Annotated in this window: 17 protein-coding genes; 9 read left to right on the forward strand and 8 right to left on the reverse strand. The window is 59.2% G+C overall.

Features of this window, described 5'->3' with window-relative positions:
• From otnC to ltnD, 3 genes are read right to left on the reverse strand one after another with little or no spacing between them, the layout of a single operon-like run.
• Positions 1-651 carry a 3-oxo-tetronate 4-phosphate decarboxylase gene (gene otnC / locus AC13RC_RS16735; RefSeq protein ID WP_488557851.1) on the reverse strand — a complete coding sequence of 217 codons (651 nt, stop codon included), beginning with the start codon at positions 649-651 and terminating at the stop codon, positions 1-3.
• Positions 648-1,922 (reverse strand): 3-oxo-tetronate kinase, encoded by a 1,275-nt coding sequence (gene otnK, locus AC13RC_RS16740; protein WP_488557852.1) that lies wholly within the window; start codon positions 1,920-1,922, stop codon positions 648-650. Before otnK ends, otnC begins: the two co-directional genes overlap by 4 nt.
• A gap of 3 nt (positions 1,923-1,925) precedes the next feature.
• The gene (ltnD, locus tag AC13RC_RS16745; protein WP_488557853.1) at positions 1,926-2,834 is read right to left on the reverse strand and encodes an L-threonate dehydrogenase; all 909 of its coding nucleotides are present in this window, start codon (positions 2,832-2,834) and stop codon (positions 1,926-1,928) included.
• 167 nt (positions 2,835-3,001) lie between these two features.
• Here ltnD and AC13RC_RS16750 point away from each other — a divergent pair, with 167 nt between their 5' ends.
• Together AC13RC_RS16750 and AC13RC_RS16755 are read left to right on the forward strand one after the other, a co-directional pair.
• Positions 3,002-4,024: a LacI family DNA-binding transcriptional regulator gene (locus AC13RC_RS16750; RefSeq protein WP_488557854.1), complete on the forward strand. Its 1,023-nt coding sequence runs from the start codon at positions 3,002-3,004 to the stop codon at positions 4,022-4,024.
• A gap of 231 nt (positions 4,025-4,255) precedes the next feature.
• Positions 4,256-5,080, forward strand: coding sequence for a hypothetical protein (locus AC13RC_RS16755; RefSeq protein WP_152092935.1), 825 nt, complete (start codon positions 4,256-4,258; stop codon positions 5,078-5,080).
• Between the two features lie 550 nt (positions 5,081-5,630).
• On the opposite strand, the gene ftrA is transcribed toward AC13RC_RS16755, so the two are convergent.
• The gene (ftrA, locus tag AC13RC_RS16760) at positions 5,631-6,614 is read right to left on the reverse strand and encodes a transcriptional regulator FtrA (protein ID WP_488557855.1); all 984 of its coding nucleotides are present in this window, start codon (positions 6,612-6,614) and stop codon (positions 5,631-5,633) included.
• A 113-nt stretch (positions 6,615-6,727) separates the two neighbouring features.
• On the opposite strand from ftrA, the gene AC13RC_RS16765 reads away from it, so the two are divergent.
• Entirely contained in the window at positions 6,728-7,351 is a 624-nt protein-coding gene (locus tag AC13RC_RS16765) for a glutathione S-transferase family protein (protein WP_488557856.1), read from the forward strand.
• A gap of 135 nt (positions 7,352-7,486) precedes the next feature.
• A complete protein-coding gene (locus AC13RC_RS16770) occupies positions 7,487-7,858 on the forward strand; it encodes a hypothetical protein (RefSeq protein WP_168192600.1) in 372 nt (123 codons plus the stop codon).
• Positions 7,859-7,994: 136 nt separating this feature from the next.
• On the opposite strand, the gene AC13RC_RS16775 is transcribed toward AC13RC_RS16770, so the two are convergent.
• From AC13RC_RS16775 to AC13RC_RS16785, 3 genes are all read right to left on the reverse strand, one after another.
• Complete coding sequence (locus AC13RC_RS16775; protein ID WP_113350974.1) at positions 7,995-8,432, reverse strand: VOC family protein; 438 nt, start codon at positions 8,430-8,432, stop codon at positions 7,995-7,997.
• 195 nt (positions 8,433-8,627) lie between these two features.
• Entirely contained in the window at positions 8,628-8,849 is a 222-nt protein-coding gene (locus AC13RC_RS16780; protein WP_069609932.1) for a hypothetical protein, read from the reverse strand.
• A gap of 268 nt (positions 8,850-9,117) precedes the next feature.
• Positions 9,118-10,305, reverse strand: a complete 1,188-nt coding sequence (locus AC13RC_RS16785; RefSeq protein ID WP_488557857.1) for a helix-turn-helix domain-containing protein — start codon at positions 10,303-10,305, stop codon at positions 9,118-9,120.
• A gap of 523 nt (positions 10,306-10,828) precedes the next feature.
• On the opposite strand from AC13RC_RS16785, the gene AC13RC_RS16790 reads away from it, so the two are divergent.
• Entirely contained in the window at positions 10,829-11,866 is a 1,038-nt protein-coding gene (locus AC13RC_RS16790) for a dipeptidase (RefSeq protein ID WP_488557858.1), read from the forward strand.
• Between the two features lie 41 nt (positions 11,867-11,907).
• On the opposite strand, the gene AC13RC_RS16795 is transcribed toward AC13RC_RS16790, so the two are convergent.
• Positions 11,908-13,275 (reverse strand): cytochrome P450, encoded by a 1,368-nt coding sequence (locus tag AC13RC_RS16795; RefSeq protein WP_488557859.1) that lies wholly within the window; start codon positions 13,273-13,275, stop codon positions 11,908-11,910.
• 104 nt (positions 13,276-13,379) lie between these two features.
• Between AC13RC_RS16795 and AC13RC_RS16800 the strand changes: the two genes are divergently transcribed.
• From AC13RC_RS16800 to ftsZ, 4 genes are all read left to right on the forward strand, one after another.
• Entirely contained in the window at positions 13,380-14,051 is a 672-nt protein-coding gene (locus tag AC13RC_RS16800) for a TetR/AcrR family transcriptional regulator (protein ID WP_488557860.1), read from the forward strand.
• Positions 14,052-14,236: 185 nt separating this feature from the next.
• Entirely contained in the window at positions 14,237-15,280 is a 1,044-nt protein-coding gene (locus AC13RC_RS16805) for a substrate-binding domain-containing protein (protein WP_488557861.1), read from the forward strand.
• Positions 15,281-15,351: 71 nt separating this feature from the next.
• The gene (locus AC13RC_RS16810) at positions 15,352-16,557 is read left to right on the forward strand and encodes an acyl-CoA dehydrogenase family protein (RefSeq protein WP_488557862.1); all 1,206 of its coding nucleotides are present in this window, start codon (positions 15,352-15,354) and stop codon (positions 16,555-16,557) included.
• A 375-nt stretch (positions 16,558-16,932) separates the two neighbouring features.
• The gene (gene ftsZ, locus AC13RC_RS16815) at positions 16,933-17,940 is read left to right on the forward strand and encodes a cell division protein FtsZ (protein ID WP_488557863.1); all 1,008 of its coding nucleotides are present in this window, start codon (positions 16,933-16,935) and stop codon (positions 17,938-17,940) included.
• Positions 17,941-18,000 lie beyond the last annotated feature (60 nt).

The following is an 18,000-nucleotide window of genomic DNA, read 5'->3' on the forward strand; positions in this document are numbered from 1 at the left end:
TCAGTCCCATTCCACATCATAGGTGCGGAGGAGATCGGCGATCTGCGCATCCGTCAACAGCGAAGGATTGGCTCCTCGCGTCAGTATGGCAAGCTTTGCCGTCTCTTCCAGTTCTTCCATCGCATAGACAGCGGCTTCCAGATCCTTCGCCGAAACGACAGGACCATGTGCCGCCAGCATCACGGCGCTGCGCTTGCCGGCCAGGCCGCGGATGGCATCGCCCATGGCCGGATCGCCAGGCATGAAATAGGGCAGGAGTTTCACTTTGCCGAGCTTCATGATCGAATAGGCTGTCAGCGGCGGCAGCATGTTGTCGGCGTCGACGCCAGGCAGGATCGAGAGTGCCACCGAATGGCTGGAGTGAAGATGGACGACGGCGCCCGTCTTTTTCGGCCGAGTCTCATAGAAGGCGGCATGTAGCGGCATTTCCTTCGTCGGCTTGTCGCCGCCGATCAGGCGCCCGCTGCTGTCAAAGAGGGAGAGGCGGGCGGGGTCGAGGCGACCGAAGGAGCTGCCCGTCGGCGTCACCAGCAGCCGTCCGTCGCTGAGCCGCGCCGAGATATTGCCGGAGGAGCCAGCGGTCAGGCCGCGATCGTAAAGCGATTTGGCCATCATGCAGATCTGTTCGCGCAGCGCGGCTTCTTCGCTCATGCCGCTCCCAATCTGTCGAAAGCGTCCGTAAAGAAGGTTTCCTCGCCGAAATTGCCAGATTTTAGAGCCAGGGCGACTGTTTCATTCCCAAGGGTCGTGAAAGTCCAAGGCACGCCGGGTGCAATTTCTGGTCCGATAGTCAGATGCGCCGCGCCGAGCGCCTGCGTGATCGCGCCGGATGTCTCGCCGCCTGCAACGACGAAGCGGCGCGTGCCGCAATCGAAAGCGATGCGGGCTATCTTCGAAAGAGCATCTTCGACGACCCGCCCCGCTTTGTCCTTGCCCAGCTGCTCCTGAGCTTGCCGCACCTCGTCGGGTTCGGCGGTGGCATAGATGAGCTTCGGTGCATCGGGAGATTGCTGATGCAACCACTCCAGCGCAGCACTTGCGCCGTTTTGCGCAAGCGCGATCGGATCGAGCCGCAGGGTGGCAACTTTGTCGGCATAGTCGGTAACCTGCCGGCGCGTCATGGCAGAGCAGCTGCCGGATAGGACGATCGAGCCGCCGGTGACCTTTGGCAATGTCTGTCGATGTTCGGAGAAGCTGACGAGGCCCTGTTCCATGTAAAATCGTGGAAGCTGGCCGGCAATCGCGCTGCCGCCCGTCAGCAGCGGCATGTCGAAGGATGCCGCCGCGATCGTTCGAAGATCATTGTCGGATATGGCATCGACAATCACATGCCGAATGCCCTCACTGCCCAACTCCTCCAGCCGTGCTTTCAATGCTACGGCGCCCTTTGAAACTATGTTGCGATTGGCAAGGCCAACCCGGCCGGACACTTGCGGTGTCAGAAGCCGCACGAGGTTGGAATCGCGCATCGGGGTCAGCGGATGGTCCTTCATCGGGCTTTCCGACAGAAGCTGTTCGCCGACGAAGAGATAACCCATGAAGACGCTGCGTCCGTTCTCCGGAAAGGCGGGGCAATAGATCGTCTGGGTCGCGCCGGTCTCGGCGATCAGCATATCCGCGACTGGACCTATATTGCCTTCGGCGGTGCTGTCGAATGTCGAGCAATATTTCCAGAAGAAGCGGCTAGCACCGGCGTCCTTCAGCCATGCCAGCGCCTGACGTGCCTGATCAACGGCGGTATCGATAGGTGATGTCCGGCATTTGAGGGCGATGACCTCGAAGGCCGCCGTCTCGTTTGGGTCGCGTTTGTCTTGCGGAATGCCGATCCGCAACGAAACGGGCAATCCGCTGCGCGCCAACAGCGCGGCCAGATCGGTCGCCCCCGTAAAGTCATCCGCGATGCAGCCAAGCAGGAGCGTCATGGCCTAATCCTTTACGCCCGGCAGGCTGGCACCGCTCCTAGCGGCCAGGATCTTCGCAACGGCCGCGTCATCCTCCAGGCCCAGGCCCGCCTCCGATGCTTCTACAAAGAGGTTGAGCGCCGTTGCTGCAAGTGGAGTAACAGCACCGGCTTTGTCAGCTTCCGAGGTGACGATCCCGAGATCCTTGACAAAAATGTTGACCGCCGAACGCGGCGTATAATCGCCGCATACGATGTGCTCGCCGCGATTCTCGAACATCCAGGACGAGCCGGCAGATACGCAGATCACGTCATAGAGCGTTTTCAGATCGATGCCGGCCTTGGCGGCAAGCGTCATGGCCTCGGCTGTCGCGGCGATGTGCACGCCGGCCAGCAGCTGGTTGATCATCTTGACCTGCGAGCCGGCGCCAGGACGATCTCCCAGCCGAAACACTTTGGCCGAGATGGCTTCGAGCACCGCGGAGGTTCGTTCGAAAGCTTCGGGAGTGCCAGATGCCATGACGGTAATCTCACCCGAAAGCGCACGGACATGGCCGCCGGAGACGGGAGCGTCGATAACGAGCATGCCTGCTTCCTCCAGTCGTTCCGCAATGGCGATCGTAGCGCTCGGGGCCATGGTCGTACAGAGCAGGAACACGGTTGAGGGCCGTGCGGTCTTCAGCGCACCGTCTCGGCCGAAAAGCACGTCTTCGACCTGCTTGCTGTTGACGACGTAGACAAGGATCACGTCTACATCGTCGGCCGCTGATGCCGGCGTCGTGCAGGGCGAGCCGCCGTTCTCGGCAAAGCGGGCAAGAACCTCGCTGCGAACATCGCAGCCACTGACGGCAAAACCTGCCTTGAGAAGGGACAGGGCGGCGCCCCAACCCATGGACCCCAGGCCGATGACGGCGGCCTTCTTCGTGTTCTGCACAGTGCTACCTCTGCAATTTTCGGCTATGTTACCGGTACCGGTATCGATAACAAGCCTCAATTTCCCGGTATTTGTCAATAGGAGGATGTTTGCCTTTTTCGGGAAACATTCTATGAAGAGGGGCGGCATCGTGCCAGCCGCCATGGTTCATCGAGGGTTGCTTGGGGATGCGCAAACCCACTCTGGAAGAAGTCGCGATCGAAGCGGGCGTCAGCAAGATGACGGCATCGCGTGCGCTTCGCGGCGTCGCCGACGTTTCCAGCGAGACGCGTGACAGGGTGATCGAAGCAGCGACGCGGATGAACTACGTCGGCAACAGGCTGGCGCTCTCCTTGTCTTCGCAGCGCACCAATCTGGTCGCCGTCGTCGTTCCCAGCATGTCGAACATCGTCTTTCCGGAGGTCCTCGCCGGTATTTCCGCCGGACTCGACGGTTCCGGCATGCAGGCCGTGTTCGGCATATCTGACTATGATATAGCCAAGGAGCGCGAGATCATCCGCGACATGCTTTCCTGGCAGCCCTGCGCCATCATCGTCACCGGGCTCGATCAGCCGGAGGAGACCGTGGAGCTGCTCCGCCACTCCAATATTCCGGTTATCCAGCTCATGGATCTCGATGGCACGCCGATCGATTTCAATGTCGGACTGTCTCATAGTGCGGCGGGGGAGGATATGGCCGAGGCGCTGATTGCGGCGGGACGAAGACGGTTCGGTTATGTCGGCAGTGCTCTGGTAAAGGATCTGCGCGCGGCCAAGCGCAAGGCCGGCTTCGAACGCGTCCTGCATGCCCATGGTCTGGGGTTTGCCGAGGAGCGAACCGATGATGCCTTTTCCTCGATCGCGCTTGGAAAGCGGCTCACGACATCGCTGCTTGCAGCGGTGCCGGATCTCGATTGCATCTATTATTCCAACGACGACATGGCGAGCGGCGGCTTGTTTGCCTGCATGGAGCTGGGTGTCGCGGTTCCTGAGAAGATCCTGATTGCCGGCTTCAACGGGCTGGATCTGGTCGCTTCGCTACCCGCGCCGATCGCAACCTCCCGCTCGCCCCGACGCGCTATTGGTGAGGTTGCGGCGCAATTGGTGCGCCATGCGGTCGTGACCGGCGGGGATGCAATGCGGAAAACCGTAGCCTTCAAGCCGACAATCGTGGGAATCGATGGTTATGGAGCGGCTGACGGCGCGTCCTGATATCTCTTCATAATTCCTCCCTTCCGACGCATGCCTAGATTGATGTCGGCGACAGGTCCGTTTGAACCAGGTGAGCCGCGATGCCTGCATGTGGGTTCCAGCCCTTTTAAGCCTAAGCTTTGCAACAAGATTTCCCTGAAAATCCACAGTTCGGAAATATTTGGAAACCGGCAGGCCAAGACGATCGGATAGACGCATGGGGAGTTATCTTATTGCGGAGTCCGACTGCCGATGTTTCTGACCAATCCGTGGCAACGGGAAGAGCTGAGCCATATCGTTGTCACCACCTTTCATGAAAAGGGTTATCGTGACTACGGCAAGAAATGTATCGAGACCTTCCTTGCCTGCTGGCCGAAGGAAGTCTCTTTGGTCATCTATGCCGAGAATGTCGAAATCGAGGAGAAGGACCGCCGTCTTCTGGTTTTCGATCATTGCGAGACATTGCCCCGGCTGTGCGGCTTTCGCGATGCCTATGGCAGCGAACCGCAGGCAAACGGATATATCTCGTCACGCAATGGGCTGGTGCGGGATTTCCGGTGGGACGCCGTGCGCTTTTCCAACAAGGTCTTTGCGGTCGCCGATGCCGTCAGGCGCCATCATAACACGGTCGATCAGCTGATATGGCTTGATGCCGATACCGTGACCCATAGGCCCATTCCGAAGAGTTTTCTCGATGGAATCGCCCCGCGTGGAAATCAGCTTGCCGCCTATCTGAACAGGAGAATCTATCCCGAATGCGGATGGGTGGGATACAACCTGCGTCATCCGGCGATATTGACCTTCATCGACCGTTTCGAAGGGGCTTATTCCTCCGGCTATTTCCTGACACTGAAGGAAAGCCATGACAGCTTCGTCTTCTGGAAGGTGCTCCAGCAGATGGAACAGGACAAGGAGGCCAGATTCAGGCGGCTCGGCTCAAGTCTGACGAAAACCCATGTTTTCATCAATAGTGTCCTGGGCGGCTATCTGGATCATTTGAAGGGTGACAGGAAGGCTGAGGGAAGGAGCCGCCGGCGTGATCTTAAATGGCATCGCCGCGAACCATGGTGGCAATGATTTCCGATCATTTGTAGCGGTGAAAGCCTCATTTCTGCTGGGTGTGGGCGCAGACGATCAAGTTGTTTTTTAGGGTGCATGGCACTAATCTGGGTAGCATTGAGGGATTGGGAATTCATGCACGACGATTCGATCCTGCCGACAGAGATCGCTGTTTTACTTGGCTTGATATGCAATATAGGCGCTCCGCTTCTGGCCTTTTGGGTGGCGGGAAAATTGCCTCGATTTCGCCTCTGGATTCATGGTGTCGCTTTCGTTGCTATCCTTGCCTCGCCGTTAACGGCGATGATCCTCGGGTTGCCTGATCTGCTCCCGGAAGAGGAGGAAAGCCCGGGCGCTCGCTTTGCATTTCTGCCTCTGATCGTCGAGGCAGCCATCATCGTCCTGCTCTATTGCCTGGCCGGGGCGATGCTTCTATCCCAATCGGTCCATTCGGCAATCACAGACTGGCACCGCGGAGATCGGCTCTCGCGGGCGACGCCGCGTCCTCGCCGTACAGCCGGGGGTAGATCCTACATCTCCAAAGGCTCCAAATCGCGATAGATATTGTTCAGTTAGACGCACGAGATTGTTGTTCGCCGTCGGCGCTGCGGAATCGCGATCGATAGGCTGTCGGTGACAATCCGACGCTTGTGCGAAAATGATGACGGAAGTTTGCAGCGCTTCCCAGACCGACATGCATTGCGATGACCGAAACAGGAAGGCTTGTTTCTTCCAGAAGCTCGCGTGATCGCGCGAGACGCTCGTTTTGAAGCCATTCCCCCGGTGCGACCCCCATCGCCTCGCGAATGTGACGATGCACGCTTACGCATGCTTCTTCCGCCATGCGCTGGACGCTCCATTGTTGTGCGAGGTCTCTCCGGATCGCATCTAGCAGAGCGGATAGCCGCGTGGCACCGCGCCCCGCGACCGGGCGCTCGATGAACTGCATTTGGCCGCCTTCGCGATGGGCGGCGACGACAAGTCGCCGGGCTACGCTATTGGCCGCCTTGGCGCCGAAATCCTTGCGCACGACATGAATGCAAAGATCGAGCCCGGCCGCACTGCCGGCCGATGTCAATATGTCGCCTTCGTCGACATAGAGGGAGTGCGGCTCGATATCGATTTCCGGATAGGCGGAAGCAAGCCTTGCGGCATGATGCCAATGGGTCGTCGCGCGTCTGCCGGACAACAGGCCGGTCTGAGCCAGCACGAAGGCGCCTCCGCAGATCGACACCAGCCGGACACCTTTGGCGTGGGCTTTCCGTAGCGCTTCGAGAAGCGGCTCGGGAGCCGCGGCGCCCGGCCCTCGCCAACCCGGTATGACGATCGTATCCGCCTGATCGAACAGCTCGAGGCCACCGTCCGAATTGACGGTCAGGCCGCCGGCACCTCGAATGGGTCCGGGCTCTACTGCAGCGGTCGTGCAGCGATACCAGCCCAGCTCCATTTCCGGTCGCGATAATCCGAACACTTCGAAGGCGCATCCGAATTCGAAGGTGCAGAGCTGGTCATAGGCGGCGATGACGACAAGCGGGTTGGCATTCTTTGGCATGATCCTTGCGCTAATGGCCTTTTCGGCCACTGGCAATAGCCGTCCGCCCACGACTACTATTCCTCATCGGATCGCGGCGCGGTCCTTGCGCTTGTCCAAGCAAAGAGATGGTGATGGTGGATATGAGACTGATCGGAATGCTGGATTCGCCTTTTGTCAGGCGTGTGGCGATCTCGCTGCGCGCACTCGATATAGCATTCGTGCATGAGCCGCTTTCTGTTTTCAGCGCTTTCGAGGCTTTTGCCGATATCAATCCCGTCGTGAAGGCACCGTCGCTCGTCACGGATGAGGGAACCGTCTTGATGGATTCGAGCCTGATTCTCGCGCATGCCGAACGCATCGCGCCACCCGGGCGCAGCCTCATGCCCGTCGATCCGCACGCTCATGCCCGGTCTCTGCGCATCATCGGTCTTGCGCTGGCAGCATGTGAAAAGACGGTTCAGATCGTCTACGAGCATAAGCTGCGTCCTATGGAAAAGCAGCATCAGCCCTGGCTTGATCGAATTCATGGTCAGCTTGCGGCGGCGTACCGTCTGCTGGAGGCGGAGATGCCGCAGGCCGATCCCTGGCTCTTCGGTAGACGGCCGCTCCAGGCTGATATCACCAGTGTTGTCGCGTTTCGCTTTACGCGCGAGATGCTACCCGATGCCCTGGACGTAGAGGCTTGCCCGCGCCTTCATGCGCTGTCGGTGCGTGCCGAGGAGAGCGCGGAATTTTGCGCCTTTCCCTTCAGCTGAGACATGTCGCGCAAAGGCGCTGCGATCGGGCGCCAGCGCGACACCCAATCCAGTTCCGACTGCGTTCAGGCAGAGTTCATGCGAATCGGCATATCTTTATTCTTGTCTACAAGACAGGAAATGGGGGTAAGGGAAATGCTTGAAGGTTTGGTACGGATTTCGCGTGTTGCCGTGGTCGGATTGGCCGCGTTGCAACTGATGACGTCTGTCGCTTCGGCGCAGTATTATGGCGGCGATGATGATTATGCGCCGCCGCCTTGGCAGCGCGACCAGGGTCGGGACTGGAGAGGTCCGCCGCGCGGCTGGGATCGTGACCGCGACAGGGGCTGGGATCGTGACCGCGGTTGCGACAGACGCGATCTCATGCGCGCCGCGCGGGCGGAAGGCTTCCGTCGCATTGATTCGGTCGACAGTAACGGACGCCGCATCGTCGTTCGCGGCTGGAACGATGGCGGTCCGGACCGCATGGTCTTCGCCAATCGGCGCGGCTGCCCGGTCCTCGACTGACGCTCGAAATAGAGCATAAGCGGAAGCCGAGTGTGGGTCGGCCTCCGCTTACATCACGGCAGCGCATGCTCTCGACTGGCTGAAAGCCATGCGTTTGCTGCGACCTTCGAGTTTTACGATAGCTTTGCCGCGCCTTTCAGGCGGCGGCGAATTTCTTTTTTGTGACCGTGACGCTGTCGATTTTCTCGGATTTGGCGGATATTTTGGCGTCAGCGCTTTGCTGCCTGACCAGAAACTGCCAATATATGCCCCATGGATCTCTCACAAGGCCGCGATCGTCGGGACGGCTTTTCCCCAGCGCATAACGCAAACGGTCCGCCTCGTCCTGTGTCGCACATTCGACTGTGATGGAAGAACTATGCTCCGAGCGGTCGAATGGCCCTGCCTCGAAGCCCATATAGGCGCGATTTCCAAGTGTGAAACCTGCAAACTTTACGCTGCCGGCCGGTCCATTCAGATTGTCGGTGAGAATACTTGAGACCCATCCGGCTGCCGAACCCGGGATAAGCGACGTATAAAGTTCGATCGCCGTTTCCATGTCATGTTGAAACCAGAGATGTTGCCTGATCTTCATCGTGACCTGCTTTCTACAAATCTTGCCTGGATGGGGCAGGGCATGAAGGAAGCATGCTGACTGCTTGCCGAATAAAATTCATGCCGCCGGTGAGCCGCCTTCTTGTTCTTTTGAGCGGTGTCACCGACGGCATGCTGGAGAGTTGCTTCTAACCGTTCGTGCTCACCCCTGCGGAGCGCGGACGGACGCGGTACACTATTTCTCAGCAACTCTACCAGCGAGAGCCATCACATAGTCATCGGCGATATCGGCCAAGGTCAAAGCAACCTCGGGCTCGTTCCAGCCGGCAGCGAGCGCCATTTGAACAAAGTCACGAAAGGCCACTTCAAGGACCTCTTCCCGCTCGACTGCGCGGTATGAGTCATTGACGGGATGCTGAGGCTTGCTGATCTCTATTGTCTGGCGAGTAGATACCATTGCTGTTTTCCCTATGACTTGCCCCGTTGGACGCACAGTACATTCACCAAACACCAGGGCTTCGGTCTCCGAACGACTATTGTTCTTCTTTTTTAATGGGTTACGCACCATATGTCGTTAGACGTGCATCCGGAAACTTGCAGCAGCGTCCATTTTCGCAATTGCTGAAGTGCGGTTTCGGGCCGACACGGGGATGGGTGGGAAGACGTGCTCCTCGCTTGCGCGTGCCCTCCGGGCGCGCCCGCTTTGAGGCATAGAAATCCGCGGTCTAGTGATAGTAGCCGAGGGTTTTCAGCCATTCGTCGAAGGAGTGGCTGCTGCCGGAGGATGCCGGTGAGATGACCTGCCCGAGATAGCGCGGGATGGTAAGGTTTCTGGCTTCACGGGGACTATAGCCGAACTCCTTGCCGAAGGCTCGGCTGAAGTGCGCTGCCGAGGAAAAGCCGACTGCAAAGGCAATGTCGACGATCTGTTCCCGATTGGCGGGATCGCTGAGGGCGGCATGAGCCGACAGGAGGCGACGGCGCTGAATATAGTGATGCACGCCGCCATATTGTTCGAATATCTGATAGAGCCTGGTGCGGGATATGCCGAGCTCACGGCATATGTGCTCGACCGTCAGATCGCCCGAAATGAGATTGCTTTCCACGAACCGCCGCACGCGTTCCGTCAGGGCGAGAATGCTATGCTGTTCCGTGCCGGTCGATTGCGCCGCCGAGGTCGAAACGGAAGCCACAATCATATTGCGCACCGTCTGGACGACATGCGGCAGATCGGTGGCTGCAAAGCGCGCGAGATTGTTTTCGACGCTATCGAGGAATTCGATCAACATGCTGGTGAACACGCCGGAAAGCGCAATATTGTTCTCGATCTCGACCGGTGTGGGAACGTCGAACAGCAATGCCCTCGGCAGGAAGAGCGAGAGGCCCTTCGCCTCCGTCGAGCGCCCTCGAAAAGGGTGTCCCAGCGATCGCAGTTCCACCTTGCCCGGCTCGCCTTCCAGAACGTGGCCATCGACTTCCGTCCAGGTCCGGCCACTGGTCGGCACTGAGACCTGCCAGTGATCGATGTGATTGGTTTTCACCTTCGCCTGCGATCGCATGTAGCTGTGGGGCGGCGTATCCTGTTGAACGATGAGCATGCCGCCCAGATTCCATGCGATATGATCGGCCGGAAAGCCGACTTCCGGCGGGATATTATCCGGCAGTCGCACGTCGGCCACGGGAGCGACATAAGCTTGCCAGGCGGCAAATTGCGCGGCCGGCTCGATGTCGCGCGTCGAAAACTTCAGCGGCTGCAAGGCTGGAGGCGGCAGGGCTTCCTCCGTCGCCGCCTTCTCCGGTCGCGGGAAGCGCCGCCGTTCTGACTGTAATGACTTCCTGTCCTTGCGCCATGACGATTCTTTCGCCTCGTCTGACGCAGATCCGGATCGTTCCTCGCGCCGAAAATCAGACAATCCGTTCTCCTCGAATACGGCTAGAACAGGACATGAGCGCCGCCATCTACGCTCCATCCATTATTCAAGCAGACGGCTGTCTCCGCTTCGAGCCGCCTTCTTCAGCAAGCTGGTATGCTGCTGTAATTCCTGCCGTATTCCCAGCTCTTTCACCATACTAAAGCTTTCATTTGCTGCGCATTTTAGAAAAAGCAAGTGTTGCGGGTCGCCAAACCTATATTCCCGCTGCAATTGCCGCAAAATATTGCGCTGGCTGAGCCGATTTGTCTCGTGCAGGCACATCTGCCACGTCAAAAGCGAAAACTCGCTCCATGGAGACGCTCTGCAAAACCGCTGCGAAACTATTCCGCCTTTGCCTCGCCGCCTTGGCACCGCCCGGCCGCCATCGTAATTTCCGAACGTTTTGACAGCGGGGTCTTGCAACCGACCAATTCCATTTTCGCAGACCTTATACGTAGTTTGCAGTTGCCCATTCCGCCAAGCTTGCCTAGGCAGATATCAACTGCAATTTTTGGAATGAGACATGACCGAATCCTCGATAATCCCCGTCTTCGATGGCCATAATGACGTGCTGCTCCGGCTGCGCCGCGGTGGCTTGAATTCCGTCGATGCTTTCCTGAATGGCGAAGCTGCCGGACATATCGATCTGCCTCGCGCTCGCCGTGGCGGTCTCGCGGGCGGCCTCTGCGCCATATTTATCCCGTCGCCGGATCAGCCGAAGGCGGAAAATGCCGATTTCGCAACACCTGCTCAGCCCGACGCGCTGAATGAAACTCTGGCCATGGCGCGGCTTCTGCTTGCGATTGAAGCGCGCTCCCAGGGAGCCGTGAAGGTCTGCCGCACGGCCGGTGATATCAAGCGGTCGATTGCCGAAGGCCAGTTTGCTGCCGTATTCCACATCGAAGGTGCGGAAGCGGTCGCGGCCGATCTCGATGCTCTCTACGTTCTGCATCAGGCCGGCCTGCGCACGCTCGGGCCGGTCTGGAGCCGCCCCAATGTCTTTGCCTATGGTGTGCCTTTCCGGTTTCCTTCGTCGCCCGATATCGGCCCAGGGCTCACCGACGCCGGCAAGGATCTGATCCGCGCCAGCAACGAGCTCAGGATCATGATCGATCTCTCGCATATGAACGAGCAGGGATTCTGGGATATCGCCAAGCTGTCGAATGCGCCGCTGGTCGCCTCGCATTCCAATGCGCATGCCATCAGCCCTCACAGCCGCAATCTGACCGACAAGCAGCTCGACGCGATCCGCGATACCGGCGGCCTGGTCGGCATCAATTTCGGCGTGCTCTTCCTGCGGGATGATGGTGTCAGGAACACCGATACGCCACTCGAAGTCCTCGTTCGCCACGTCGCTTACATTGCTGAGCGTATCGGCATCGAGCATGTCGCGCTTGGCTCCGATTTCGACGGCACGACCATTCCAGCGGCGCTCGGCGATGCGAGCGGCTTGCCGAAGCTGATCGAAGCCCTGCGCGCGCACGGCTTCGACGATCAGTCGCTTGTCAAGATCGCCCATCAGAACTGGGTCCGTGTCCTCGAACAGACTTGGGGCGGCTGAGACGCCCCCTCGTTTCTGTTCGGGGCAGACGACCCGCTCGACTATCGCTCCACGAGATTGATCGACAGCGGATGCATGGGCCGCAACGTAACCTTCATGACCGGTTTGGGCGAAGGCTCAGTCGAGCCGGTTACGCGGAATTTCTGCAGGAGTACGGCGAGGATCGCGACGGCCTCCATCATCGCAAAGCCATTGCCGATGCAGACGCGCGGACCGGCACCGAAGGGCATGAAGGCGTAGCGATGGCGATTTCGCGCCACCGCCGGCTCAAACCGGTCGGGATCAAAAAGCTGCGGGTCTTCCCAAAGATCCGCATGATGATGCACGGCGTAGATCGGTACATAGATAATGGCGCCCGCCGGTATCATGTGCGTGCCGATGGCAAATTCGCTAGTGACCGCGCGCGAAATGATTGGCGCCGGCGGATAGAGCCGCATGGCTTCCGAAAAGACCTGCCTAGTGTAGGTGAGCTTGCCGAGATGTTCTGCCGTCAACGGGCCGCCCTCGGTCACGGTGGCAATTTCTTCGAAGAGCTTGGCCTGGCAATCCGGATGGCGCGCAAGAAGATGGAAGGTCCAGGCAAGACCGAGCGCCGTCGTCTCGTGCCCGGCGGTGATGAAGGTCATCAGATTGTCGATGATCTCTTCATCGGTCATCATGCGACCGGTTTCGGGGTCGGCTGCGTCAAGCAGTATGGAAACCAGATCGCTCCGTCCCCCGCCGCTGCGGCGTCGTTCGGCAATCACCGTACCAAGGGTCGTTCGCAGAAAGGCAACGGCCGATCGCGCCTTCTCCTTGCCGGGATGGGGCATCCAGTCGGGCAGGCCAAGAAGGCCGAGCGCGAATTTCCAGCCGGTCGGCTTGAGGTAGTTGGTAATATTGCGCTCGACCTTGTCGACATCCATGCCATCACCACCCGACATCATCGTATCGACGATAATATCGAAGGTGGTGCGCATCATTTCCTGACACAGGTCGATGGGGCTGTTCTTACGGGTGAGCCAGAGATCACGCCTGCGCCCGGCCGCCGCAATCATGGCTGGCTGCAGTTCTAGTAGTTTTTCATGGCGAAAGGCCCCGGCCACCGACTGTCGCTGCCATTTCCAATGGGCGCCATCGGAGGTCAGAATGCCGTTGCCGAGAGCCGGGCCTAGCACGCGGCGCACATCTTCGCCTTTGCCGAGCGCGTCGGAATTGCGCACCAGCGCCTGATAGATGAGCTCGGGATCGGCCAGATAGATCCGCAGTTTTCCACCCACCTTGGTGAAGACCATGGGCTCGGTGAAGATTTCCGGCGGCAGTGCGTCGAGCGGATTGCGGATCAGCGACAGGAGGACATGCGGCATCGAGCGCGGGGTGAGGGGAAATGTCGTCTGCGAGAGATCGGCAGCGTTCACACGTGCATTCATCCTTCAGTCTCCTTGTTCAGCCCGGCGGATGGCTGTAGATCAGGATTAAGGTATTTGCCTTACAAAGAATAAGGTGGATACCTTAGAGCTTCAAGGGGGACGAGATGACGGCCAGCAAAGGTGGGAAGAAGGACGTGGCTGCGCGGCCCGATACGCGCGAGCGGATTCTCGTCTCGACATTGTCGCTCTTCAATCAGAAAGGACCGGAAGCCGTCACCACGGCGGAAATCGCCAAGGCCGTGCACATCAACCAGGGCAATCTCTATTATCATTTCCGCACCAAGGAGTCGCTTGTCCTGGCCTTGTTTTCTCGCTTCGAAGCCGATGCATTGGCGCTCGTCAGGCAGGCCGATTCCGTAGAAGGGGCGGATTCAAAAGCCTATGCCGGCTTTTTGCGCAAATGGTTCTCGCTAGTCTGGACCCATCGCTTCCTCTTTCGCGATATTCCCGGCCTGTTGGCAATCGCACCTGGCTTGAGAGGGCCGATCCTGATGGTCAGCGCCGGCATGCGTGTTTCCGTCGATGCCATTTTTCAGCGCATGGAAGAGGCTGGCTTGATCAGAGCCGCCGCGGAGGAGCGCAATGCATTGATGACCAACATGCGGATCGTTGCCACCTATTGGGCCGTCTATCTCGGTCTTCAGGAAGGTGTGGGGGAATTGACGCCTCAGCATGTGCATTGGGGGCTCGGCCAGGTCGCGAGCCTGTTGCGACCCTATCTCTCGCCGCAGGCACGGGCCGATCTCGAGGAAATGCTCGCGGAACCCTTCGCCTGAGGCTTTTCCGCCGGGTAAGTCCTTGCGGCCATTCCCTCGGCAAACGAACAAAGAATCTCCGAAGCCAGCCAAAATCGGATGATTTAATCTACTAAAAACATAGGGTTTATATCTAATAATTGCATGCGTCGCAGGGTCATCTATCCGTCAGACGACGCTTCCGATGGATCGTGAGGATCGCAACGATGAGATTATTCACACGGCTTGCCTTGTCGGCCGTTGCCCCGCTTCTTCTGGCACAGACGGCGCTGGCTGCCGGTGTGAACGGTGCGCCTGCGCCTTTCGACAAGGGTGGCGTAAAAGTTGCTCTGGTCAGCTACATTTCCGCCGGCGATTTCTTCCAGGCCTATCAGGCGGGTGCCGAAGCGCAGGCCAAGGCGCTCGATATCGATCTTCGCGTTTTCCCCGGGCGCCAGGACGCAGCCGCCCAGCGTGAACAGATCCTTCAGGCGATCAATCTCGGCGTTTCCGCCATCGTCATCGATCACGGTCTGCCGGAATCGCTTGGCGACGTCGTTCAGCAGGCGCTCGACAAGGATATCAAGGTCGTTGCCTTTGACGTCAATCTCAACAATCCGAAGATCCCACAGGTCGAGCAGAGCGATCACGAACTTGCCGACCTCGCCCTGAAGCAGGTGGTCAAGGAAAATGGCGACAGTTTCAAGGCGGGCTATGTCTATGTCGCCGGCTTTGCTCCGCTCGACCGTCGCGATGAGGTCTGGGATGCTTTCAAGAAGCAGAATGCCGGTGTCGTCGAAAAGGCCCGCTTCGGTAACGTCAGCGATACGACCGCGACCTCGACTGCCGATCAGGCAAAGGCGGCGCTGGCGGCCAATCCCGATATATCAGTCGTCTTCGCACCCTATGACGAGTTTGCCCGCGGCGTGAAGCTTGCTGCCACGGATCTCGGCATTGCCGACAAACTGAAGATCTACTCGGCCGACGTATCGACGGCCGACATTCAGGAAATCACCGAACCGGGCAGCCCATGGGTGGCAACGGTCGCGACCAATCCGGCCGTCGTCGGCGCCGTTTCCATCCGTGCCGCCGCCTTGCAGGTCGCGGGGCAGGAGGTTCCGCATCAGATCACCGTCAAGCCGACGCTGCTGACGCAGGAAGGACTTCGCGCCGCCAACGTCCAGACGATTGAGGAACTGGCCAAGAAAGTTCCCGCCTTCAGCGCCAGCGATGCAGTGACCGCCAGCTGGATCCCGGACAAGCTTTTTTAAGCAGCCATTCTCGATATGTCGGCGGGATTTCCGATCCCGCCGGATTACGCTACTGAACCGGAGTTCACATCATGAGCCAGTCCAACGTCATCTTTGCGGGCAATCGTAATGTCACGCGGGAAGATCTCTTTGCCAGAGCGGAAGAGATTGCAGCCGATCTTTCCAAGCGCGCCGCAGAGCTTGACCGCGAAGGCCGGCCGCCGCTTGGTGAGATCGTCAAGCTGAAAAATGCCGGCTTGCTGAACGCGCTGCATGGGTCGCAGATCGGTGGCGGTGGCCTCGATTGGGTAGATGGCTTGCGGCTGGTGCGCATTCTTGCGCGCGGTGAGAGCTCCATCGGCCAGCTTCTCGGCTATCACTACGTCAACAGCCAGTACATCTATTGGGCCTTCGACGAGGCCCGCGCCCAGGAGCTCGGCGGCAAGACGGTCGCCAATAGCCTTTACTGGGGTGCAGCAGTCAATCCGCGCGATCCCGGCCTCGTGCTGACGCGCCGCGGCAACGGCTATGTCCTGAACGGCCGCAAATCCTTTTCCACGGCTGCGCATGTCTCCGATTACGTCAACGCCAATGCCGCGCTTGATGACCGGATCGTTGGCTTTGCCGTCCCGACCAATCGGGCCGGTTACAAAGCCAATGACGACTGGGACAATTTCGGCCAGCGTCTCTCCGACAGCGGCAGTGTCGAGTTCCACGATTTTCCTGTTTACGAAGAGGACCTGGACAAGGCGGCATCGACCGGTGGCGAAGCGCCGGTGCTTGCGACCTTCAACACGCCGCTCATCCAACTGGTCTTCGTCAATTTCTATCTGGGCACGGCGGAGGGTGCGCTACACGACGCTGTCGATTATGTCCGCACCACGACTCGGCCCTGGATCACCTCTGGCGTCGATCGGGCATCGGACGATCCTTATATTCTCGAACGTGTCGGGGAGTTCACTGCAGCCCTCAAGGCATCCGCCGCTTTGGCCGATAGTGCTGCGGTGGTGGTTCAGGAAGCTCTTGCAAAGGGACATAAGGCAACGGCGCGCGAGCGTGGCGAAGCAGCGGCCGAAGCCTATGCGGCGAAGGTGCACGCGACCCACGTTGCCCTCGATATCACCTCGCGCGTATTCGAACTCACCGGCGCCCGCTCGACCGCGGAGAAATACCGCTTCGATCGCTTCTGGCGCAATGTGCGGACGCACACCCTGCACGATCCGGTATTCTACAAGGCCAAGGAGGTCGGCGAGTTCGTGCTCAATGACCGGATTCCAGAGGTCAGCCTCTACAGCTAAACGCCGGGACGGGGACGTGACGGAGTTTAAGATGTGGATCGGCTCGTAATCCGAGCTGATGGTGACTTCATCCGCATTCAAGATCGGCCAGCGTCATTGGTATCTGGTGTGGCGTGGACCAGTGTTGGAACACGCCGCAGCTTCAAACAGGCTCGCCCGATTGTGGTCTCCCGCGATGCTGGACGATTGATGTTCTGATATCCGGCTCACAAATCCTGTGCTCAACTCACTATTCTGTGGAGGGCTGCCGCCGCGCGCCGCAATGCGCACACGTTCCTCACTAGGATCTCTTCCATCACGAATCGCTCCAATGTCCGTTTCCAATAGGGACAGGCGATCGCGATTGAAAATGAAATTGATCCAATGGAGTCCTTCATGGCTGACACGCGCGCACCACTTTCCGGGGTGATACCGAAGATTTCCGTCGTCGGTGTCGGCGGTGGCGGCGGCAACGCGATCAACAATATGATCGCGCAACAACTTCAGGGCGTTGAATTCATAGCGGCAAATACGGATGCGCAAGCGCTTGCGACGTCCAAGGCGACCAGGCGCATCCAACTTGGCGCGCAGGTGACGGAAGGTCTCGGTGCAGGCTCCCTGCCGGACATCGGACGAGCCGCCGCCGAGGAATCCATCGATGAGATCATGGATCATCTCCACGGTACGCATATGTGCTTCGTGACGGCCGGAATGGGTGGTGGCACCGGCACGGGCGCCGCCCCGATCATTGCTCAGGCCGCGCGTCAGGCGGGCATCCTCACGGTCGGAGTCGTCACGAAGCCTTTTACCTTCGAGGGTAACCGGCGCATGCGCACGGCCGACCAGGGCATCGAGCGGCTGCGCGAAAGTGCGGATACCGTCATTGTCATCCCCAATCAGAACCTGTTTCGCATTGCGGACGCCACGACCACCTTCGAGAATGCCTTTGTGACTGCGGATCGGGTCCTGTATGCGGGCGTCAGCTGCATTACGGATCTGATCATTAAGGAAGGTCTCATCAATCTCGACTTCGCCGACGTCAAATCCGTGATGCGGGGAATGGGGCGCGCGATGATGGGAACGGGCGAGGCGTCAGGGCCGGGCCGCGCGCTGAAAGCGGCAGACGCCGCCGTCTCCAATCCGCTTCTCGACGATATGAGCATGAAGGGCGCGCGGGGTGTGCTGATCTCCATTTCCGGCGGGACAGACATGACGTTGTTCGAGGTCGATGAGGCCGCCAGTCGCATCCGCGACGAAGTCTTTGCCGATGCCGATATCGTCGTCGGTGCGATCTTCGACAAGACTCTCGACGGGGTGTTCAGGGTATCGGTCGTTGCAACCGGTCTGGAAAGCCTCGCGGCGGCCGCCGATCAGTCCATGGAGCTCCATATGGATCGGCACTAGCTGGCCTCAGCGTGGCGCTCCTGACTTACGCCTTTGTTTGTATGAAAGCCCCGGCGTCTG

This window comes from Martinezella sp. CNPSo 3890 (genome assembly GCF_057784455.1).